At 38.5% G+C, this 22016-nt stretch carries 17 protein-coding genes and 1 pseudogene; 13 read left to right on the top strand and 5 right to left on the bottom strand.

Features of this window, described 5'->3' with window-relative positions; all coding sequences use genetic code 11:
- Positions 1-76: 76 nt before the first annotated feature.
- Positions 77-2887 carry a GacS-like sensor histidine kinase gene (locus F960_RS00760; RefSeq protein WP_004854861.1) on the bottom strand — a complete coding sequence of 937 codons (2811 nt, stop codon included), beginning with the start codon at positions 2885-2887 and terminating at the stop codon, positions 77-79.
- A gap of 531 nt (positions 2888-3418) precedes the next feature.
- Here F960_RS00760 and cysM point away from each other — a divergent pair.
- The 4 genes from cysM to F960_RS00740 are packed head-to-tail and all read left to right on the top strand — an operon-like array spanning position 3419 to position 8994.
- On the top strand, positions 3419-4333 hold the full coding sequence (gene cysM, locus F960_RS00755; RefSeq protein WP_004854858.1) for a cysteine synthase CysM: 915 nt from the start codon (positions 3419-3421) through the stop codon (positions 4331-4333).
- A 57-nt stretch (positions 4334-4390) separates the two neighbouring features.
- Entirely contained in the window at positions 4391-5209 is an 819-nt protein-coding gene (locus F960_RS00750) for a 3'-5' exonuclease (RefSeq protein WP_004854855.1), read from the top strand.
- A gap of 8 nt (positions 5210-5217) precedes the next feature.
- The gene (gene rlmD, locus F960_RS00745; RefSeq protein WP_004854852.1) at positions 5218-6663 is read left to right on the top strand and encodes a 23S rRNA (uracil(1939)-C(5))-methyltransferase RlmD; all 1446 of its coding nucleotides are present in this window, start codon (positions 5218-5220) and stop codon (positions 6661-6663) included.
- 24 nt (positions 6664-6687) lie between these two features.
- A complete protein-coding gene (locus F960_RS00740; protein ID WP_004854850.1) occupies positions 6688-8994 on the top strand; it encodes a RelA/SpoT family protein in 2307 nt (768 codons plus the stop codon).
- A 124-nt stretch (positions 8995-9118) separates the two neighbouring features.
- On the opposite strand, the gene F960_RS00735 is transcribed toward F960_RS00740, so the two are convergent.
- The gene (locus F960_RS00735) at positions 9119-9538 is read right to left on the bottom strand and encodes a hypothetical protein (RefSeq protein WP_004854847.1); all 420 of its coding nucleotides are present in this window, start codon (positions 9536-9538) and stop codon (positions 9119-9121) included.
- Between the two features lie 171 nt (positions 9539-9709).
- Positions 9710-10486, bottom strand: coding sequence for an SDR family oxidoreductase (locus F960_RS00730; RefSeq protein ID WP_004854845.1), 777 nt, complete (start codon positions 10484-10486; stop codon positions 9710-9712).
- 111 nt (positions 10487-10597) lie between these two features.
- On the opposite strand from F960_RS00730, the gene mazG reads away from it, so the two are divergent.
- From mazG to yjgA, 9 genes and pseudogenes are all read left to right on the top strand, one after another.
- A complete protein-coding gene (gene mazG / locus F960_RS00725; RefSeq protein WP_004854843.1) occupies positions 10598-11377 on the top strand; it encodes a nucleoside triphosphate pyrophosphohydrolase in 780 nt (259 codons plus the stop codon).
- Positions 11378-11672: 295 nt separating this feature from the next.
- Entirely contained in the window at positions 11673-12077 is a 405-nt protein-coding gene (locus F960_RS00720) for a ComEA family DNA-binding protein (RefSeq protein ID WP_020846672.1), read from the top strand.
- 133 nt (positions 12078-12210) lie between these two features.
- Positions 12211-13543: pseudogene (pcnB, locus tag F960_RS00715) on the top strand (polynucleotide adenylyltransferase PcnB); the annotation flags it as partial.
- A 145-nt stretch (positions 13544-13688) separates the two neighbouring features.
- Positions 13689-14177: a 2-amino-4-hydroxy-6-hydroxymethyldihydropteridine diphosphokinase gene (folK, locus tag F960_RS00710; protein WP_004854834.1), complete on the top strand. Its 489-nt coding sequence runs from the start codon at positions 13689-13691 to the stop codon at positions 14175-14177.
- A 43-nt stretch (positions 14178-14220) separates the two neighbouring features.
- Positions 14221-15030: a 3-methyl-2-oxobutanoate hydroxymethyltransferase gene (panB, locus tag F960_RS00705; RefSeq protein WP_004854828.1), complete on the top strand. Its 810-nt coding sequence runs from the start codon at positions 14221-14223 to the stop codon at positions 15028-15030.
- A gap of 2 nt (positions 15031-15032) precedes the next feature.
- Positions 15033-15878, top strand: a complete 846-nt coding sequence (panC, locus tag F960_RS00700; RefSeq protein ID WP_004854826.1) for a pantoate--beta-alanine ligase — start codon at positions 15033-15035, stop codon at positions 15876-15878.
- Positions 15879-15901: 23 nt separating this feature from the next.
- Entirely contained in the window at positions 15902-16753 is an 852-nt protein-coding gene (gene rapZ / locus F960_RS00695) for an RNase adapter RapZ (RefSeq protein ID WP_004854823.1), read from the top strand.
- Positions 16750-17019 carry an HPr family phosphocarrier protein gene (locus tag F960_RS00690; RefSeq protein WP_004854821.1) on the top strand — a complete coding sequence of 90 codons (270 nt, stop codon included), beginning with the start codon at positions 16750-16752 and terminating at the stop codon, positions 17017-17019. Before rapZ ends, F960_RS00690 begins: the two co-directional genes overlap by 4 nt.
- Before the next feature lie 2 nt (positions 17020-17021).
- Positions 17022-17567: a ribosome biogenesis factor YjgA gene (gene yjgA, locus F960_RS00685; RefSeq protein ID WP_004854819.1), complete on the top strand. Its 546-nt coding sequence runs from the start codon at positions 17022-17024 to the stop codon at positions 17565-17567.
- Between the two features lie 1526 nt (positions 17568-19093).
- Here yjgA and F960_RS00675 read toward each other — a convergent pair.
- The gene (locus tag F960_RS00675; protein WP_004854815.1) at positions 19094-20740 is read right to left on the bottom strand and encodes an acyl-CoA synthetase; all 1647 of its coding nucleotides are present in this window, start codon (positions 20738-20740) and stop codon (positions 19094-19096) included.
- 159 nt (positions 20741-20899) lie between these two features.
- A complete protein-coding gene (locus F960_RS00670) occupies positions 20900-21934 on the bottom strand; it encodes an AraC family transcriptional regulator (protein ID WP_004854812.1) in 1035 nt (344 codons plus the stop codon).
- Positions 21935-22016: the final 82 nt, after the last annotated feature.

Raw genomic sequence — 22016 nt, 5'->3', positions numbered from 1 at the left:
CAAATCAATCTTGATATTTTCATTAAAACTTAAAAATGGTTGGTCATTCTCAAGTTTCTCACTTATCCGCTTAATGCTATGGTTTGTCTAAAATTTGTTTGGCGGCAATTTCGACTTCATGGATCACCATTTGTAAATGATCGAAGCGTTGAACTGTTTCTTGCACAAACTGTTCGTCTGCTTTGCGACGCTCTTTACGTAAGGTGGAAACAAATTGTTCAAATTCGCCAGTGGCTGTTTGCAGTTTAGGCGTACCCACATAGCGTGTTGCCCCATATAAACGATGTAAGACATGCTCTAATTGTGGAAAGTCTTCCATTTCAATTAGTTGTTGCATTTCTTCTAGTTCAGTTGGGAAGCTATCCACCATCATATTTAAGAGGTCTTGGGCTAAATCTTCTTTGTTTGCAGCCAGTTGTAGACTTTGCTTCCAATCTAAAATTTGTGGATCAAGCGCTTCGACTAATACAGTTTTTTCAACTTTATTGGTTGGTTGTACAAAACGATCACTGGTCCAGTTGGTCAGGATTTGAATGATTTGCTCGATTTGAATTGGCTTGGTGACATAATCATCCATACCAACTTTGAGTAATTTTTGTTTTTCGTCTGCGAGCGCATGCGCGGTGAGCGCAATGATCGGCATACGCATACCATCTAAGGTTGACTCCAAAGAGCGGATCGCTCGGGTGGTATCTATGCCAGACATCACAGGCATTTGGATATCCATAAAGATCAAATCAAAAGGTTTATAACCTTGCTCAACGCGTTGTTGAATCACTGTGAGTGCTTCTTGTCCGCTTTGAACTTTTGTGGTTTTGACATTTAACTCACCGAGTAAAGCTTCGAGTACGATGAGATTTGGCAAGTGATCATCCACAGCCAATACATGCAAATTGCGTTCTTTAAAGTCATCAATATGTTCAACTTCAAATAATGGCTGATTGCTTAAAAGTTGAATCACTGCTCGACGACTCAGTGGTTGATAGAGTGGGCGAGCTTTGTATTCATGTAGCATATTTGGCTCAAGTGCCATTTGATAGCCATATACAGCAAGGTTTCCTGTATAGCGTCCACGAATTTCTTTGAGCAATGCTTCAGTATCACCACTATGATCTACGATAAGCCAAGTGTTTTCAGGTGCATGTCCTAAAGAGTTTAAGCGACTAAATAAGTCCAAAATAGATTGTGTTTCAACATGATGAACTTGGTAGTCTTCTAAATAATGGCGTAAGACATTGGCTGTCGCAGGATGTGCCAAATACGAAACCACATGAATATCACTAAATTTTGGATGAACTGTTTCATATTCATCATCGACACTGAACATGGCAGTAAACCAGAACGTCGAACCTTTTTCGGTTGGAGCGCGTTCTTGGTTGTCTTCAAAACCAATTTGTCCCTGCATCAAGTGCACGAGTTGTTTAGAAATTGCTAACCCTAAACCTGTACCACCAAATTGGCGAGTCACAGAAGCATCCCCTTGAGAGAATGATTCAAAGAGCTTTTTACGGTCTGTACCACTAAGACCGATACCGCTGTCCTGAACACTAAAATGAATGAGACATTGTCCAATATCATCATGTTCCATACGTGCACGAACAATGATTTCACCATCGGGGGTAAATTTGATGGCATTTGAAATCAAGTTGGTCAAAATCTGTTTAAAACGTAGTGCATCACCAATCACTTGTTCTGGCAAATGATCCGCATAATAAAAAGCCATTTCGATCTGCTTTTGCGCTGCCAGTGGCGAGAGCATATCCATCACATCAAAAATAGCTTCTTCAAGATCAAAAGGAGCGGTTTCAAGCTCAAGCTTACCTGCATCAATTTTTGAGAAATCTAATACATCATTGATCAGCGCCAGTAAGTGTGCAGAGGACTTGCGAATGGTTTGTAGATACAAGCTTTGATCATTGCTGAGATTGCCCTGACGTAACATCAAATGAATAAAACCATCAATACTATTCAGTGGCGTTCTAAGTTCATGACTGATGTTGGCAAGGAATACAGACTTGGCTTGGTTAGAGGAGATCGCTTGGTCACGTGCTTGTTTATAGGTGATATTTTGCACTTCTAAGGTGTCTAAGGTACGTCTTAAATCATCCTCAGTTTGTTCGGTATGTTCTTTGAGTTCCAAAAAGCTAAAATGCAGGCGTTTTACCACATTGGCGATGTCACGCTGCAATAAACGCAGTTCCCCAGTACTATTGATCACCATATGCTGATCAAGCGTATCCGCATTTAAACGCTGTAACTGCATGCGAATTTCGTACATCGGCGCGATCCAGCGTCTTGAGTAAAAATTCAGACACAGCAGCAAAAGCATAAGTGTGAAAAGTCCTGTGGTGATCAGAACTACAAAGACACGATAATGCGCCAATTCTAAAGGTTGATTGTCCAGCTCGATCAGCAACCACATGGGTTCAAGCGTTTTAGGGTCAGTGCCTAAACTCAAACCATAAACATTGTTGTGGCGAGACTTAATCGGACCAAAAAAAGTCTGATTTGCAGGGATACTCGGCCACGGATTTTTTGCTAGATAGCCAGTGCTAAGATGGATATGTCCAGCACCATCCATGATGGCAGCACGCATCAAATATTTTTCATTTAAAATATTTTGTAAAATAATCTGAGCACGATCAGTTTTTTGTGGATTGGCTTCAATCAAACGAATCAGTTGTTTAGAGGTGTATTCATAGCGACTTAAAATCGCTACAGCCAAATGATTTTGCTGAGCGCGAGTGGCATTGGATGTTTCAGATAAAACGAGGGCTGTACCTATACATGCCATGATCATGATAGGCACAAAAATCATGGCAATGAGTTGACCATAAGCATGATTTAAGCGTAAACGTTTAAAGAGTTTTTTATTAAAATTTGACATGGTTCCAGCAACTCACTCCCCATGTTGGCGATATTATCATGCTTTATAGATCAAAAATGCGCTGAAGCTCAAAAAACTGCAATTTTATGAACTGTTCGATTTAAGCATATATGTTGCATAAATAGATAACTTACATAAATAGATTTTAGATGAAAATCATATTTTGCTAGGGGGATTCTATTCGTAATTTGCCCTCATCCTAAGCTTCTTCCAAAGGAAGAAGGGACTTCTTATGAATAAGATTTTATAAACCTCCAAATCATTCCATTTCGTCCAAAGATTTATCCTCTATAAAAGCCTTGCTATAGCGAATAAAAAGATAACTTTATCATTTCTATTTCTAAGTCATGATTGAATGATCTTATTTGCAAAATATCTGTTTATTTTTATTGAATAAATTAAAAATGGATAATGTATTGTAATTGTAAAAATCGCATTTTGTTTGATCATTATCCTTTTAAGCTTAGTTAAAAATGTGCAGTAGAAGATATTTTTACATACAATAGTCGCACCTTAATTTAGGTGTAAACGATGAGTAATACGAATCCTGATTTTTTAGCAGACGAATTTTTGTTAGACCATTGCGTTGGAAATACACCACTCGTGCGTTTACAACGTTTAGCAAGTCATACACAAGCAACTGTACTTGCAAAGCTTGAAGGCAATAATCCCGCAGGTTCGGTAAAAGATCGTCCCGCATACAATATGATCATGCAAGCTGAAAAGCGCGGGCAGATCAAACGTGGCGATACTTTGATTGAAGCAACAAGTGGCAATACTGGGATTGCTTTGGCAATGGTTGCAGCAATGCGTGGCTATAAAATGATTCTCATCATGCCGGGGAATTCAAGCCAAGAACGTAAAGATGCGATGCGTGCCTACGGTGCTGAGTTGATTGAAGCAACCAGTATGGAAGCCGCTCGTGATATGGCTTTGCAAATGCAAAAAGACGGCAAAGGCTTGGTATTAAACCAGTTTGGCAATCCAGACAATGTTGAAGCACATTATTTAACGACTGGTCCAGAAATCTGGAAACAAACAGGCGGTAAAATTACTCATTTTGTGAGCTCTATGGGTACTACTGGTACGATTATGGGCGTATCAAAATATCTAAAAGAACAAAATCCTGATATTCAAATCGTAGGTTTACAACCTTCTGAAGGTTCAAATATCGCAGGGATTCGTCGCTGGCCACAAGAATATCTACCGACTATTTTTGAGCCATCACGTGTTGACCGCATTATGGATATTCCGCAGATTGAAGCTGAAAAAACCATGCGTCAATTGGCTCGTACCGAAGGTATTAGTGCAGGTACATCATCAGGCGGTGCAGTTTGGGCTTCATTGCGTCTTGCAGAAGAAATCCCCGATGCTGTAATCGTATGTATCATCTGCGACCGAGGCGACCGTTATTTATCTACAGGTTTATTTTCAGTCCAAGACTAAGACTTTGTAAAGCATTAGGTTTCCTGTAGAATTCAAATTTTTAAGGTAAAAATATTCATGCGCTTACCTGTTTTAGTATTTGATATCGAAACCATGACCGATTTGAAATCGGGTGCGCATTTATATGACCTCAATCTAGAACAATCTGATCTAGAACAGGCGCTGGCTAAACTTCGTAGACAAGAGTCTGGAAGTGATTTTCAGCGCTTACCTTTACATGAAATTGTCTGTATTTCTGGGCTTTGGATTGATGAAAATGGCACGATGAAGCTATTTTCATTTAGCAAAGAAAACTTCAGCGAAGCAGAAATTCTCAGCAAATTTTTATCCATTTTTGATAAACGTCATCCAACCCTTGTCAGTTGGAATGGGGCACAGTTTGATTTACCTGTGATTTTATATCGTACGATGTATCACGGATTATCTGCGCCAAGTTTGTTCGATCAGGGTGAGATTGATACGCAAAAAAGGTATAATAACTATCAGAACCGATATCACCATCGTCATATTGATTTGATGGATGTGATGTCGATGTTCAATCTGCGCAATTTCCAAAAATTGGATGATATTGCACATATGCTAGGTTATCCGGGTAAACGTGGTGAATCGGGCTATTTCGTTCCTGAATATGTCAAAACTCAGCAATGGTTAAAATTGACGAGTTATTGTGAAGGCGATGTGCTCAATACTTGGTTGATTTATTTACGTTGGTTATTGTTGAAAGGGCAACTTTTAAATCATGATCATCGTTTATGGATTCAAGCTACGATTCATTATCTACAAGGAAAACCAGAGCAACAAGATTTTCTCAATGTCTGGCGTGAAAGATCGTTAGAAACAGCATTTACAGAGAATGATTTTTCTACTCAAAATTAGGTATCCCTTTGAAACAGAGATCGAAACCTCGACCATCTCAACTCCCAATTTACACATTTAAAGTTGAGTCACTTTCACATGAAGGGCGAGGGATCGCGCACTATACTTCTGATGTTATTAGTCCTGATCTTTTCAATGTAAATCTTTCTGATCAGGCTGAAAGCATACATCCTGCTGAAAAATACGGGAAAAAGGTTTTTATTCGCTATGCACTTCCAGGGGAAGTGGTACAAGCCAAAATTACGCATCAAGCCAAAAAATTAGAAGAAGCCGATGCTATCCAGCTGTTATCTGCTCCAAGTCCACATCGTGTTACACCGATTTGCCCGCATTTTGGAACATGCGGTGGATGCAATATGCAACATATTGATCCAGACGAGCAGATCCGATTAAAACACAATGTATTGCAATCACATCTCGAACATTTTGCAGGTTTAAAACCTGAATCTTGGTTAGCGCCGTTGCGTTCCGATCGTGTCGATTATCGTCATAAAGCACGTATTGGGGTGCGTTATTTACCGCAAAAGCAAAAATTGATTATGGGTTTTCGAGAAGCCAATAGTAATCATTTGGCAGCTATACACACCTGTAAAGTGCTTGATCGAGAGCTTGATCAAAGTTTGCCAGAATTGCAGCAATTGATCGAAAGTCTAAAAGGCAAATCGGATATAGGTCATATAGAATTGGCTAAGGGCGATCAGGATGTTGCTTTGGTTGTACGTTTAACAGACAAATTAAATCAGTCTGATGTCAACCAATTGACTCAATTTGCGTTAAAAAAAGAGTGGCAACTTTATTTGCAAAATCCACATTCTCACGCTTTAAAACGTGTGGATGGTGCTCAATCGGAAATGCGTTTGCATTATACATTGCCAGATTTTGCGATTGAATTTGCTTTTCATCCGCAAGATTTTACCCAAGTCAATCCTACGGTGAATCCGAAAATGGTGCGCTTGGCATGCGATTTGCTTGAATTGAAAAAGGGTGAAAAAGTTTTAGATTTATTTTGCGGGTTGGGAAATTTTTCATTACCACTAGCAAAATGTGTCGGAGATACAGGAAAAGTCGTTGCAGTTGAAGGCAGTGCAGAGATGGTAAAACGTGGTACTGAAAATGCACTGAAAAATGGCATAAATCACGTAAAATTCTATTCACAAGATTTAACAAAAGACTTTTCTCAATATTCTTGGGCAAATCAAGGATTTGATGCATTATTGATAGACCCACCACGTGCAGGTGCTGAAGAAATAATGCATTATGTGCCTAATTTTGGTGCAAAAAGAATCGTTTATGTATCGTGTAACCCCGCAACTTTGGCGCGAGATGCCAAAATTTTGGCAGCACATGGATACGATTTGAAAAAAGCAGGGGTTATGGACATGTTTACTCACACGGGGCATGTCGAATCAATTGCTTTATTTGAAAAAAATTTAGAGATAAACGATCAGCAATGAGTTTTATTTTAAAAGGAGAATGGTATGGTCACAGTACGTGAACAACTTCCCGAGCAACTCAACGAGTTATCAGAGGAAGCGACTGTAGAGCATGCCGCAGAAACACAAACTGCACTAACCACTTGGTTAGATCGAGTTCGTGCAAATTTAGACGGTGCTAAGCTTACACAGTTAGAAGAAGTAGCCAAGCTCGTATTACAAAAAGAGTTAGAAACGCCAGTTTCACATCATATCAACACTTTTAAAACGGGCATTGGTATTGCGGACATTCTTGCGCATTTGCAAGTTGACGAAGATACTTTAGCAGCAGCTGTACTTTATCGAAGCGTTCGTGAAGGACTTACAACGCTTGATGAAATTAAACAAAAATTTGGTGTGCAGATTTTTAACCTTGTCGAAGGCACTTTGGCAATGGGTAAACTGTCTGAACTGATCGAAAAAAATAAACGTTTAGAAGATCATTTCAATAACAATCAACGTGAACACTTAAATGGCATCTACAAGATGCTGATTTCGGTCACGGAAGATGTGCGTGTTGTATTGATCAAATTGGCTGAACGTACTCATGCTTTACGTGAATTGGCAACTTCTACTAGAGAGCGCCAAGAACGTGTAGCACGTGAAATATTAACCATTTATTCTCCGCTTGCGCATCGTTTAGGGATTGCACAGCTAAAATGGGAATTGGAAGATCTTGCTTTTCGTTATTTAGCGCCAGAACGCTATAAAGAAATTGCGTCACTTTTAAATGAAAAGCGTTTGGAACGTGAACAATATATTCAATTTGTTGTTGATAAACTCAAAAATGAATTATTAGATCATGGAATTCATGCTGAGATTTCGGGTCGTGTAAAACATATTTATTCGATTTACCGCAAAATGAAGAGTAAAAATCTAAGTTTTGATCAGCTTTATGATATTCGTGCAGTTCGTGTTTTGGTTGATTCTATTCCTGAGTGTTACCATGCTTTGGGAATCGTGCATCAAATTTGGCGACACATTCCTCACCAATTTGATGACTATATTACCAATCCTAAAGCCAATGGTTATCGCTCATTACATACAGCGGTAATTGCTGAAAATAAATCTCTGGAAATTCAAATTCGAACTACAGAGATGCATGAAGAAGCGGAACTTGGGGTTTGTTCACACTTCAATTATAAAGAAGGTGCAAAATCCACTGACTATTCATTTAATCATCGTCTACATTCTTTGCGCGCGGTACTTGAACATTATCAAGAACGCACTGAAACGAGCGCGCATCCAAATGAGGATGAAACTGAGAATTTTGATCAACTCCAAGATTTTGAAGATTTTGAAAAAATCTATGTCTTTAGCCGAGATGGTGACATTAAAGAGTTGCCACGTGGTTCGACAGTTCTAGATTTTGCATATCATGTCCATACTGAAGTGGGCAATAAATGCTATGCAGCACGTGTCAATCAGCGCTATGTGCCTTTGACTTATACTTTGAAGACAGGCGAACAAGTTGAGATTTTAACCAAGAAAGACCGTGAACCAAATCGTGATTGGTTGGTTAACTCTTTGGGTTATATCAAAACAGCACGTGCTCGTGACAAGTTGCGTCATTGGTTTAAACAACAAGATCGCAGTAAAAACCTTGAAGTTGGGCGTGATTTGCTCAACAAAGAATTGGCTCGTTTGGCAATTCATCCCAAAAGTATTGATTTAAATGATTATTGTCCACATTTTAATGTGAAAAATGGTGATGATATCTTGGTTGCTTTGGTGAGTGGAGATATCAGTCTGCATGCCTTGATCAATCAGGTCAATCGACACATGCATTTGGATCAAGACGAGCCTGAGCTAGTTTTAAAACCAACACTCAACCCAAGAGCAAGTCATACACTTTCTGCTCACGGTATTTTGATTGATGGTTTGGACAATGTTGAATTGCATATCGCACAATGTTGCCAACCTGTGCATGGTGAATCAATCGGTGGCTATATCACGCTGAATCGTGGTGTGAGCATCCATAAAGTGGCTTGTGGTGATTATCTTCGCATGATCAAGCTTGAACCTGAGCGTGCGGTAGAAGCGGATTGGGAAATGCAGCCTACCCGTGGTCAAAGCGTACAAATCGTGGTGGAAGCTTATGATCGTCGTGGTTTACTGAAAGATTTAACTCAAGTGATCTTCTCAGATCAAATCAATATTCGTCAGGTCAATACGATTTCCGAATCGGATGGTATTGCAAATATGAAATTGTTGATTGAAGTCAAAGGTTTGGCACAGTTGTCTCGCTTGCTTGCTCGTTTGGAGCAACAACCGGGTATTATCAGTGCCCGCCGTTTAGTGCAAGGTAACTAAACGCTTGAATTCATCATAAGGAAAAGCCCACTTCATCAAGTGGGCTTTTTAATATTTGCTATTTCTTCATAAAATTTATGCAAAGACAGCAAAATAAGATTAAGGATTATTTCTAAATTAAAAATTAAATTTTACATTTTTTAGATTTTTGATAAACCGCAATATTTTCCATATTGGTTTGAGAAACAGATTTCACTTTTTGCTGAGCTTCTAAGTTGTTGGCATCTGAAGTATCTTCAGGCCCAGCAAGTGCTGTGGCAACTTGATTTGCTCTAGAGTCACCTTTACCAAAAGCACCCATCGCACCGCTAGCGATGCCAGCCCATTTACTAACTTTAGCTGACGGATCTTGCGCACGGGCATTGATATTTGCAATGTTTTTGTCAGCGCCATCGAGTGCACGTTTAGCATCTGCTTTTTCTACAGACAAGGTTGCACAGTCCATGGCTTTAAGCTCTGTAGAGCTAAGTTTTGTGGTTGCATCAGCAGCCAAAACTGGGAAAGAAAGAGATGCAACAGTGGCACAAATAAGTAATTTTTTCATAATTTATTTCGCTAATAGAATAGTTTTTAAAATATAAACACTTGGAGGAAGTGTTCTCGGATTCTATTTAAAAAACAAATTATAGTCATTGATAATGAACGAATTTTTTATTGGGAAATTTTTCTATATTTCCCAATAAATGACATAAAATGATTTCATGATAAAAATCAATCAAGCGCGTTTGCTAAAATAAAGGTTAGTCAAGCGATTGATTATTTGAGGGCTCAATGCAGACAGTTGATATAAAACTTTGGTTTTCAGCCCAATAGGTGTATGGGTTGGAGTCAGCAAATGATTTGGACTTTTTGCAAGTTTAAAGATTTGTTCGGCAACGTCTTGTGGAGAAAGATTTACCCCGATTTTTTGAATCGAAGCTGCATCCATATCTTTGACCATTGCTGTTTGCACAAATAATGGCATTACATCCAGTACCCGAATGCCATATTTTTGCCATTCGACATCTAGAGCCTCGGTCAGACCACGGACTGCGAATTTACTGGCAGAATATGAGGCAAGATCCGCTTGTCCATAGATAGCAGAAGCTGAAGATAGATTGATGATACGAGCAAAACGCGCCTTTTTTAAATATTCAAATGCACTGTGGCAACCGATGAGAACACCTTTGACATTGATGTCGATCGTACGTAAATGTTGATCCAATGCTGTATTTTCAAAAGCTCCTGAAAATAAAATGCCTGCATTGTTGATTAAAATATTAAGCTCCCCAGCCCATTCTATAAAATCATTCAGTGCATTTTTCCAGCTTGTTTCATCGCTAACATCAAGGAAACCTGCATGTGCATTTTGTCCTAATTGCTCAGCAAGTGTCGTCGCTTGAGCGATATTTTTATCGTAAATCCCAACTTTAAATCCATGTTTTACAAATAACTGAGCTGTTGCTGCTCCTATACCTTGAGCTGCCCCTGTGATGAAAATATTGAGCGACATAATCTTTCCTTTTTATTTTGTTTGCGGATTATTCATTCAAGTGTTTTACATAATTGTGCTAATAATGGCAATAGTTATAATAGTCTAGCTTTTAAATCGACGGATATTTCCATGCAAAAACTTCTCCAAATCATGCAAGAATTACGTGAAAAATGTCCGTGGGATAAAGCTCAAACTCCGGAAAGTCTAACACCTTATGCAATCGAAGAAGCTTATGAAGTTGAAGCTGCTGTTCGTGGCAAAAATCCTGATGAAGTTCGTGATGAACTAGGCGATTTGTTGCTGCAAGTTGTGTTTCAGGCTCAGATGTATAAAGAGCAGGGGGATTTTGATTTTGATGATGTGGTCGAGGCAATTAGCCAAAAACTTATTCGCCGCCATCCTCATGTTTTTGAAGCAGAAAAATTTCAAGATTTAACACCTGAACAGGTTTCAGCGTTATGGAAAGAAATTAAAATTCAAGAAAAAAAGGGTAAGCCACAGTCACGTTTGAATGAGATTAAGCATGGACCAGCATTGGTACAGGCAGAGCAAATTCAAAAAAATGTCGCCAAAATAGGTTTCGATTTTCCAGATATAAATGGCGCTTATGCAAAAGTCGAAGAGGAATTGGCTGAGTTTAGACAGGCGCTACAATCGGAAAATTCAGATGAAATATTAGATGAATTTGGTGATTGTTTATTTTCATTGATCAATGTGGGACGAAAGCTCAATATTTCCAGTGAAAAGGCATTGTTGGCAACGATTGATAAATTTAAAGCACGTTTTGGCTATATCGAAGATCAGGCTAGACAAAACCATAAAAAATTAGAAGAAATGAGCTTAGAGGAAATGGATCAGCTTTGGGATGAAGCCAAAGTTTTTCTAAAGGCTAACCAACAAGGCAAATAAGCAAGGTATAAATAAGCACATGGGCTGGGTTTATCGAAAATAATATGTGCTTTTTATAGTCAAATGATAAGAGAATTTACGTCTTTGGTGCTGTTGGAAAAATTCAGAGTTATTTAAAATTTATCGATGTTTTAGGCACCAACGATTGAAACGGATAAAAAGATACTTTTAAGCATCAATATGAAAGAAAAGCAATTTTATATTTATAACGATTTGAAATTTTATGGGGAACAGCGTGTCGTATCTATCTTTAGCGATGCTCAAGTCAGCTTTTAAACAGCTCCTACTTTGTCTAATGGCTTTATTGATCATTTTAAATTTTTCCTATCCTACTTTTGCTGATCAAAAATCAGATCAAGCTTATGCAGCGTGGAAAGCGCGGCAACAGGCGCAAGATCAGCGTTTAAAACAAGAAAAATCAGACCAATACTATCTTTCAACACCACAAATACATGAAAAAAGACAGAGTAAATCCAAAGATTCTGCCTATGCTTCTCAAGGCATGAGTGGAAAAATCAGTCTAAACTCTGCAAATCAGCAACAATTACAACAATTAAATGGTGTGGGTGCAAAGAAAGCACAGGCCATTATTGACTATCGTAATCAATCGGGTGGATTTAAAACTATTGAAGAATTACAAAAGGTTAAAGGGATTGGCCCGAAACTATTGGAAAAAAATAAAGCACTTTTATCTTTATAGCGGACGATATTCTAAAGTTTGTATTGAAATAAACTTGAATAGAATAAAATAATCAAATTGCCCTTTCACAAGGTTAGCGATATTATTAGCATAATTATGATTTTTTACGTCCCGACGTAGGAGACAGTGTCTTTTGCAAACTTTGCGTGCGTCAAAGTGTGGTCTATCCACCGCCCAATTACCTTCTTCCATCCTAGATGTTATTGATTCTCTAACGAAAGCTGGCTATGAAGCTTATATAGTTGGTGGAGGGGTTCGTGACCTGATGCTTGGGCTAAATCCCAAGGATTTTGATGCGGTAACCAATGCTACACCTTCACAAGTAAAAGAAGTTTTTGGACGTCGTTGCCGAATTATTGGACGTCGTTTTGAATTGGCTCATGTTTATTCTGGGCGAGAGTTAATTGAAGTTGCAACTTTCCGTGCACCACCTAAAAAAGCAGTCACCTCCGCCCAAGGGATGATTTTGCGTGATAATAATTGGGGTACGATCGAACAGGATTTCTCTCGTCGAGATTTTTCGATCAATGCAATGTATTACCAGCCACGCAAAGGTATTGTTTTAGATTTTTGCAATGCGATAGACGATATTCGAAATAAGACATTGCGATTATTAGGTGATCCAGCTTTACGCTTTGAAGAAGATCCAGTTCGTATGCTGCGAACTTTACGTTTTGCAGCCAAACTCAATTTTGACATTGACCCAGCGATTCTCAAAGTATTTACCCCTGAAATGACTCAGCTTTTACGTGATGTCTCACCACATCGTTTATATGATGAGTCACAAAAATTATTTACCATGGGGCATTTGTACCGCATCATGCCGATGTTGATCGAGTTTGGTGTATGGCGACAACTGTTTGCTGAAGTTCCAACTCAAATTACTAAATTTATAGAATTGGCAGCGAAAAATACGGATCAACGTATTCAAATTGGTAAAACCATTAATCCTGCATTTTTCTATGCGGTATTGCTCTGGGAAAATTTCTTAGAACGCTATAATTTTTATACTGCAAAAGGTGTCGTTGCAGCAGAAGCTCGTGCGCAAGCAGGTTTAGATGTATTGAAACGACAAGCAACGCGTACCATTATTCCTCGTTTTGCTGAAACATTTGTACGTGAAGTTTGGGAAATGCAAAGTCGTTTGTTGCAACCGAAACCACAACAAATTGAAGCTTTGGCAGGGCATGCACGTTTCCGTGCTGGTTTTGATTTTATGCTTTTGCGTGAAAAATCAGGTGATCAAACGACACAAGGCATGGGTGCTTGGTGGGATGCTTACCAAAATATGAGCACGGATGAAAAAGAACGTGCCATCAGTAGTTATAATCGTCAACGAGCAAAAAATCGCCGTAAAGCGCAAGATGAAGCTGTACCTGTTGAAACGCAGAATCAAGATAAAAAAGCCAGCACTGTGATTGAGCCGTTGGTGAAAGAATCTGAAACGCGTAGTAGACGTAGTCGTCGTAGTCGAAATCATGAACAAAGTGAACAACTCACGACGATTATCAATCAACAAGGTCAGGTCGAATCGATTCAAGCTGATCATCCGATTTTAAAACGTAAACGTGTTCAGCGTGATCTTGCGAAAGTTATCTTTGGACCGACTCAATGAGTGTCGTGAGTTACATCGGTCTAGGCAGTAATCTAGGCGATTCGCAAGAAATTTTGAAAGAAGCTATTGAAAAATTGCAAAGTTTAGGGCAAGTTCGTGTGTCTAAACTTTACCAAAGTCCGCCTATGGGACCTCAAGATCAGCCCAATTATTTTAATGCAGTCGCAGAATTGGTCACAGAGCTTGAGCCTCTAGCGTTGTTGGATGAGTTACAGCGATTTGAAAATGAATCTGGGCGTGTACGTTTACGTCGTTGGGGTGAACGCACTTTAGATTTAGATTTACTGCTTTATGGGCAGGAAAATATTCAAAATGAGCGGCTTACAGTACCACACGTGGGTATTTTAGAACGCGATTTTGTTGTCATACCACTTTTAGATTTGGATCCTACAATACAGATTGCGGGTCAGTCTTTAGCAAATTTAGAATTGACACAGCATGCGACTTTAACTGCGCTTGCCGACGAATCTTGGATCAATGAATAAATTATTTTCATTGCAAAGATTCTATGGATAGAGGAATAACATCATGATTAGTTTAAGTAATTTAAAAGACTTTAAAGCGAAAGGTCGTAAATTTTCATGTTTAACTTGTTATGATGCGAGCATGGCAAAAGCCATGGAAATTGCAGAAATTGATACAATTTTAATTGGCGATTCATTGGGAATGGCGATTCAAGGTCATGATTCGACTTTGCCTGTGACTGTTGCTGATATGGCTTATCATGCTGCTGCTGTACGCCGTGCCAACCAACATGCATTTATTTTGTGTGATTTGCCATTTTTAAGTTATGCCACTGTAAATGATGCCTTGATCAACTCTAGAACAGTGATGCAAGCTGGCGCACAGATGGTCAAAGTTGAAGGCGGCGCTTGGTTAGCTGAAACTGTGGCAGTTTTAACTCGAAATGGTGTGCCAGTTTGTGTGCATTTAGGTTTAACTCCTCAATCCGTCAATGTGTTTGGTGGTTATAAATTGCAAGCCAAAACTCGTGAAGCCGCTGATCAATTGATTGCTGATTGTAAAGCTGTTGTTGAGGCGGGTGCTGCGATTTTGTTATTAGAATGCGTACCTGCCCAAATGGGCAAAGAAATTGCAGAATTATTTCCAGAAGTTCCAGTAATCGGTATCGGTGCTGGAGTTGAAACGGATGGTCAAGTCTTGGTGGTACAAGATATGCTGGGATTGACCTTTGGCCGTGTAGCACGTTTTGTGCGTAATTTTATGAAAGAACAGTCAGGTGAAACGGCTATTTTGGATGCGTTCAAAGCATACCATGCTGCAGTTCAAGATCAGTCTTTCCCTGCCAAAGAACATACTTTCCAAGTAGAGCTGTAAACATGAAAACTGAAACTACTATTCAAGGATTATCTGCATCGCTGAATCCAGCTCGAGCGTCACGAAAAATGATTGGTTTTGTGCCGACGATGGGTAATCTGCATGAAGGACATTTGAATCTTGTTCGTGAAGCACGCAAGCTTTGTGATGTTGTAGTGGTTAGTATTTTTGTGAATCCAATTCAATTTGGACCTAATGAAGATTTTGACAATTATCCACGTACTTTAGAGCATGATAGTCATCTCTTGGCTGAAGTGGGCTGTGACATTGTCTTTGCACCATCAGTTGAACAAATGTATGGCAATCATCCACGTTTGACCAACATTAGTGTCGGCGAAATTACCAATGATCTTTGTGGTTTACAACGTCCGGGTCACTTTGATGGCGTAGCTGTTGTCGTCACTAAATTGTTTAATATCGTTCAGCCAAATTATGCATTTTTTGGTCAAAAAGATTTTCAGCAATTGGCGGTGATCAAACAGTTAGTCCGTGATCTCAATATGCCGATCGATGTGATTGGTGTTCCGATTACTCGTGCTGAAGATGGTTTAGCGCTCAGTTCTCGAAATGGTTATCTTTCAGAACAAGAGCGTAAAACAGCACCAACGATTTATCAGACGTTAAAAACAGCAGAAACTGATTTGCATAACGGTCAAGCATTGTCAGATGTTTTGGAAAAAATCCGTGTAAATTTAACTGATGCTGGTTTTGTTGTGGATTATATTGAAGCGCGTAGTCCTAGCTTACAAAAGATTGATCAATTCGACCAAGATGTTGTATTGTTTATTGCTGCAAAACTCGGGAAAACTCGTTTGATTGATAATTTGCAGGTTAAATATTCTTCTTAGACCTTTTTTGGGATCGCCATGCCATGAAACGCATACTTATCGTGACAGGACAATCTGGTTCAGGGAAGTCATCTGCTTTGCAGGTACTTGAGGATTTGGGTTATTACTGCATTGATAATTTGCCGTTGGCACTTTTGCCCGAAATTGTAGAAAAACTTGATCATGAAAATAATCTTGAACAACTTGCTTTGGGTGTAGATGTACGAAGCACTAAAGAAGATTTACAGGGTTTTGATCATGTTTTTCAACTATTGCAGAAACATGGTGAGGTAGATGTTATTTACCTCACAACCCAAGATCAGGAATTGATTGCACGTTTTAGTGCATCACGTCGTCCTCATCCTTTGTCTAGTCGTTTTCAAAGTTTGAACGAATGTATTCAGGAAGAAAAACAATTATTACTTCCGATTCAACTTCGTGCCACAGTGCATATTGATACAACTGATAAAAGCGTACATGATTTAAAAGATACGCTGTTGTCGAAGTTGGGGCAGTCAGATAAACTTATTTTAATTTTACAATCTTTCGGTTATAAACATGGCATCCCTTTGGATGCTGATTTTGTCTTTGATGTTCGTCATTTGCCAAACCCGCATTGGGATCTTGAACTTCGAAAATACTCTGGCTTGGATTTGCCAGTTCAAAAATTTTTGCAGGAAAGTGAGCAAACCCAAGAAATGTTTGATGACATTTATCATCTTTTAGATAAATGGTTACCTGCGTTTGCCGAAGGGCATCGACACTATATTACTGTTTCGATCGGATGTACTGGCGGTCAGCATCGCTCGGTTTATATCGTAGATCAACTGAAAAAAGCACTCGAGTCTAAATGGACTATTCAAGTTTTACATAGAGAAATGAAGCACTGGTCATGATTGACACAACTGTTGACGTAATTAATAAATTAGGATTACATGCGCGTGCATCTGGTAAACTCATCGAAGTCACCACCAAATTTAAATCGAAGATTCAAATTGGTAAAGGTGAGAAACTGGTGGATGCAAAAAATATTCTTTCTTTACTCATGCTCGGTGCAGGTAAGGGAACCACTTTACGTTTAGTGATTGATGGTCCCGATGAAGAAAAGGCTTTGTCTGAAGTCCTTGCACTGTTTGCAGCTAAATTTTACGAGGCAGATTAATCGTGGCACGTCGTCCCAAACGTTTTACTGATGATGATTTTGAATCTTTAGAAGGACGTGCAAGTAAAACCGAACAAAAGAAAGCCGTACAACGTATGGCTGCTTTAGGTGAACAACTGGCAGAACTTTCAAAAAAGCAAATTGAAGATTTACCTGTAGAAGAACGTCTCATCGAAGCATTGCTTGATGTGCAATTGATCACATCATTTGAAGCACGTCGTCGTCAATTTCAGCGTGTTGGCAAATTACTTCGCAATGAAGATGAGGCAATGATTTTGTCTTATTTGACACCTAAACAAGGTGCAAAAAAACTAGCGCAATTGGATCGTTGGGTTGCTCGTATGCTCGAACAACGTGATCCTGCGATTAAAGAATTTTGTAAATCATACAATGCTGCTGAAGCTCACACTTTGCGTCAGCATGTGCTTCGTATTCATCGTGATCTAGCTTTAGAGCCTACCGAAGAAGAATTGGCAGAATCTAAACTTAAATTTTTAAATTATGTGCAACAAGTTGCGTTGCTTTCCGAGCAAGGAAAGGCAAAGTAAATATTTCTCTAAAAGCGATCCGATGGGTCGCTTTTTTTTATGTTTAAAATTATTGATTTGGATCTTTGTGCGTTGTCATTAATTCATTTGGATCGAGTTCTCTTCTTTAAAATGGGAGGAACCGACGGTGATTGATATATTTTAGTAAAGATAAGCTCCCTCCTTTGAAAAAGGAAGGTTGGGGGGGATTTAAAAATTCTAAACTGCTCAGTATTAATCCAATAGGTCGCTTTTTTATGTTTAAAATTATTGATTTGGATCTTTGTGCGTTGTTATTAATTCATTTGGATAGCGTTCTCTTCTTTGAAAATGAGAGGAACCGACGGTGATTGATATATTTTAGAAAAGATAAGCTCCCTCCTTTGAAAAAGGAGGGTTGGGGAGGATTTAAAACTCTGAACTGCTCAGTATTAATCCGACGGGTCGCTTTTGTATATTGGGCTTCACATTATTGTTAAGGTGAAATATGCGCTTATATTCTATTTTTTACATCAGCTATGAGTTGTTTGGATTTAATTGGATTGAGGATTGAATATATTTCGAATATGTTGTTTATAGGCAAAAAACCAGAAAGTACTTGAATAAAATAAACAAATCGAGCTTATAAATGCCAAACCATTCAATGAAGGCGGAAAGCTAAATTCTAATAATGTTGTGATACACAGAGCTAAAATTAAGCTTGATATTGAAATTGTATAAAAATTCACTCTTTTCATCTTGGAAAATAAGATTTGTGAAAAATAGGCAAAGATCATAATCACAACATAATAAAATACAGTAACGAAAATGAGGATTAATAAGAAAATTCCAATAGCCTCTAAATATCCGTCATCGGCAAAAAAATGAGTCAAATCCTCAAGAATATTTTGACTGAGGATGAGGCTACCCAGCGCAGCAATAAGAATGTATAAGCAAAAAGCGATTGTTGGAATGATGGGAACATAGAGTAAACACAGAAAAACTTGTTTAGGAGAAAGTTCGAGGTGAGTGCTTAATTTTTCAATGAGCTTCGGTTTCAATGAGATGTCTCAGTGTATTTTCAAATATTTTTTAAAATTGTGTTTTAAGTATTAAAGGAAGATGAACTCCTAGCAGAAAAAATTATAGCTTCTAAGGATCGTTGTTTTTGCTAAATAATGTATCAATATGAAGAATTAAAAAAGAACATAGAAAATTTAAAAGTAAAGAAGAACAGAGTTCTTGCATAAGTCATTTATTACTCAAATTTATACCCTAATCATTTTGCTTCAAAACATAATAAAATTTGCAATTAAGGCAGGATGCCGTCCGTCGGACAAGGGCTACAGGGATGTATGCCCATTTGTTCGACAAATGGTTTTGCTTACTTTGTCCGAAAACAAAGTAAGAAAGATTATCTACGCAAAGTAAATTAAATTACTCACGGCAAATGTGAGCGTATGATACTTTTTACCTAAATAACTGATCATTTTTTAATTTATGAAAGAAGTCTAATAGCTTAGGAAATGCAATTAAAAAACTGAATTGCATTTCCATAGCAAAAAGAATTAACCAAACTCACCGATAGAGCGTTCTTTTGCCCATTCACGAAGTACAAATTTCTGCAATTTTCCAGTCGATGTTTTTGGAATCTCTGCAATAACCACATCTTTCGGCACTTTATAACGCGCTAAATGCTGTTTACAAAATTCGATAACTTCTTCAGGCGTTGTCGTTGCCCCTTGTTTTAATTCAATAAATGCACAAGGCACTTCTTGCCAACGTGGATCTGGCTTTGCGACCACAGCGGCGGTCATGATAGATGGATGAGTATAGAGAATTTCTTCAACTTCTAAAGATGAGATATTTTCACCACCAGAGATAATAATATCTTTTGAACGATCCATGATTTTTGCATAGCCATCAGGTTGGCAAACGGCTAAGTCACCAGTATGGAACCAACCACCTTTAAACGCTTCTTCAGTGGCTTGAGCATTTTTCAAATAACCTTTCATGACAATGTTGCCACGGAACATAATTTCGCCCATGGTTTGCCCATCATTTGGCACAGGTTGCATGGTATCTGGATCAAGAACACGCATGCTGTCTTGCAAAGGATACGGTACACCTTGACGAGAATGTAACTGTGCTTGTTCTTGAATAGACAAATCGCTCCAGCCTGCTTGAGCTGCACACATGCCTGATGGACCATAGGTTTCAGTCAAACCATAGACATGATTGACTTGGATGCCGATATGATGCATGCCTTCAATAATCGCTGCAGGAGGTGCAGCGCCAGCAACCATAACCTCAACACGATGATCAAATTTGATTTGCTGGTCTTTAGGTGTATTGATCAGCATTGACAATACAATTGGCGCACCACAGAAATAATCGACTTTATATTGGTCGATCAGTTTGTAGACCAAGATTGGATCAACTTTACGTAGACAGATATTGGTTCCGCCATTGGCTGCAATCGTCCAAGCAAAACACCAACCATTACAATGGAAAAGCGGTAAGGTCCAAAGATAAGTACAACGTGGTGTCATGCCTCCAGCAATGATATTACTTGCTGCATTGATATAAGCACCACGATGATGATAAACCACACCTTTCGGATTGCCCGTTGTTCCAGATGTATAATTTAGACTAATCGCATCCCATTCATCACTTGGTAAATGCCATTCAAAATTTGCATCGCCACCTTTGAGCCAGTCTTCATATTCGACTTGTCCGATGCGTGGAGTTGTATCATTTTCCTCATACTCAGCATCAGCAACGTCGATCACATAAATTTCTTGTGAAACCAATGCAATTGCTTCTTGAGCAAGCGCTGCAAACTCTGGGTCAACCAAAAGCACTTTGGTTTCCGCATGTTCGAGCATAAATGCAATAGTTTTGGCATCTAAACGGGTATTTAGAGTATTTAGAACAGCCCCAGCCATAGGCACAGCAAAATGTGCTTCGATCATAGCTGGAATGTTTGGAAGTAAAACTGAAACAGTATCATTTTTCTGAATGCCCAAATTTTGCAACTGATGCGCAAACTGGCGGCAACGCAGATATTTTTCACGCCAAGTAATTGTTCTCGCCCCGTGAACCATCGCTGCTTGATTTGGATAAATATATGCAGCACGTTCCAAATAACGTAAAGGTGATAATGCAACAAAATTTGCAGGGGTGCGAGGTAACTCGTCGTAAGCACTGACCATTTTAAAACTCCATGTATAATTTTTCTATTTCCTGTGTAAAAAGATAAGCATTTATTCGCAATCTTTCATTTATTCTTTAGTCGAGTATTCGATGTATTTTGTTAATACATTGATTTTAAATATTTATATTTGAAATTAATGCATTACTTAAACACTGTGTTAAACCTGTAAATTGTGTTTATAAATCGAGGGTGCAGCGCCTGTCCAACGCTTAAATGCACGCCTAAATTCACGGAGTTCACTGAATCCAAGTTGTTGACTTATTTCACTTATTGTGTGATTTTTCAACAACATTTCCTTGGCTTTACATTGTAAAATATCTTGGCGAATTTGCTGAAAACTTAAACCATCTTCAAGTAATTGACGACGAAGATGTCGTTCACTGATTTTTAAATGTTGTGCCGCTTGTTTCATATCAAATCGTTCTGGCAAATTTTGTTCAATCAATTGCTTTAAAATTTCAGCATAACTGGCTTGGTTGATTTGAGTTATTTGCTGAAGTGTTTGTTCACAAATTTGAATTGCAGTTGCATAGTTTGCAGGGCTATAAGATTTAAGTGTTTTATTTAAAAATTTGCGATCGAAACGCATTACATTTCGGTTTGAATTGAAATGGATAGGGCAGTTGAAAATGCTATTATATTCCTGAAAATGTTTAGGTTTATAATTGATTTCGATACTTAATAGATCATCTTGATCGCCCACCATCGCAATATAGCAACTCAAAATGCTACTCAGGACTTCATCACAGAAAAACTCAAAAAGTATCGGATCTGGGATTTTCGGTGAGATTTCAAGTTCACAATAATCATCATATTCATGGAAATTTAAGTCCAGAACGCTACCTGAAATACGATGATAATGCAGCCCGATGTGCATGGCTTCAGCCACGGTTTTACAAGCTTGCATCGCAAAACCTAAAATTCCCATCGAGATGAGTCCATCACTACGACCAATATGTAAACCCAGTGATGTGATAGAGGTTTCTTCTATGGCGGATTTGATTACTTGACAAAGCTGTTGAAAAGTCACGAAACATTGCAAGTTTCTAATCTGCGAAATATCAAGATTGAATCGGCTAAACCAATGTTGATAAGCAAGCTGATGCTGTTCCGCAAAATGAATTAATCCTGAGAGAATCGCAGGAGGAACATAAAAATGATGTGACGAATAATGTTGTGAAAATTTAGGCATAAGTCCGTTTTGCCCCCCAAAAATATGTTCGTTTTACCCTTTGAGGTATCGCATAATTTTGATTAACTTTCAATCGGATTCT

This window comes from Acinetobacter gerneri DSM 14967 = CIP 107464 = MTCC 9824, assembly GCF_000368565.1.
GTDB lineage: Bacteria > Pseudomonadota > Gammaproteobacteria > Pseudomonadales > Moraxellaceae > Acinetobacter > Acinetobacter gerneri.
The sequence above is the reverse complement of the archived record's forward strand: the minus strand, read 5'-3'. Positions and strand labels throughout refer to the sequence as shown.

Coding starts and splice junctions, on each gene's coding strand:
- F960_RS00690 (WP_004854821.1), top strand. CDS start 16,750: ATGATTGACACAACTGTTGACGTAATTAATAAATTAGGATTACATGCG.
- cysM (WP_004854858.1), top strand. CDS start 3,419: ATGAGTAATACGAATCCTGATTTTTTAGCAGACGAATTTTTGTTAGAC.
- F960_RS00730 (WP_004854845.1), bottom strand. CDS start 10,486: ATGTCGCTCAATATTTTCATCACAGGGGCAGCTCAAGGTATAGGAGCA.
- F960_RS00760 (WP_004854861.1), bottom strand. CDS start 2,887: ATGTCAAATTTTAATAAAAAACTCTTTAAACGTTTACGCTTAAATCAT.
- panB (WP_004854828.1), top strand. CDS start 14,221: ATGATTAGTTTAAGTAATTTAAAAGACTTTAAAGCGAAAGGTCGTAAA.
- F960_RS00750 (WP_004854855.1), top strand. CDS start 4,391: ATGCGCTTACCTGTTTTAGTATTTGATATCGAAACCATGACCGATTTG.
- F960_RS00720 (WP_020846672.1), top strand. CDS start 11,673: ATGGCTTTATTGATCATTTTAAATTTTTCCTATCCTACTTTTGCTGAT.
- F960_RS00670 (WP_004854812.1), bottom strand. CDS start 21,934: ATGCCTAAATTTTCACAACATTATTCGTCACATCATTTTTATGTTCCT.
- folK (WP_004854834.1), top strand. CDS start 13,689: ATGAGTGTCGTGAGTTACATCGGTCTAGGCAGTAATCTAGGCGATTCG.
- F960_RS00735 (WP_004854847.1), bottom strand. CDS start 9,538: ATGAAAAAATTACTTATTTGTGCCACTGTTGCATCTCTTTCTTTCCCA.
- rapZ (WP_004854823.1), top strand. CDS start 15,902: ATGAAACGCATACTTATCGTGACAGGACAATCTGGTTCAGGGAAGTCA.
- mazG (WP_004854843.1), top strand. CDS start 10,598: ATGCAAAAACTTCTCCAAATCATGCAAGAATTACGTGAAAAATGTCCG.
- F960_RS00740 (WP_004854850.1), top strand. CDS start 6,688: ATGGTCACAGTACGTGAACAACTTCCCGAGCAACTCAACGAGTTATCA.
- F960_RS00675 (WP_004854815.1), bottom strand. CDS start 20,740: ATGGTCAGTGCTTACGACGAGTTACCTCGCACCCCTGCAAATTTTGTT.
- panC (WP_004854826.1), top strand. CDS start 15,033: ATGAAAACTGAAACTACTATTCAAGGATTATCTGCATCGCTGAATCCA.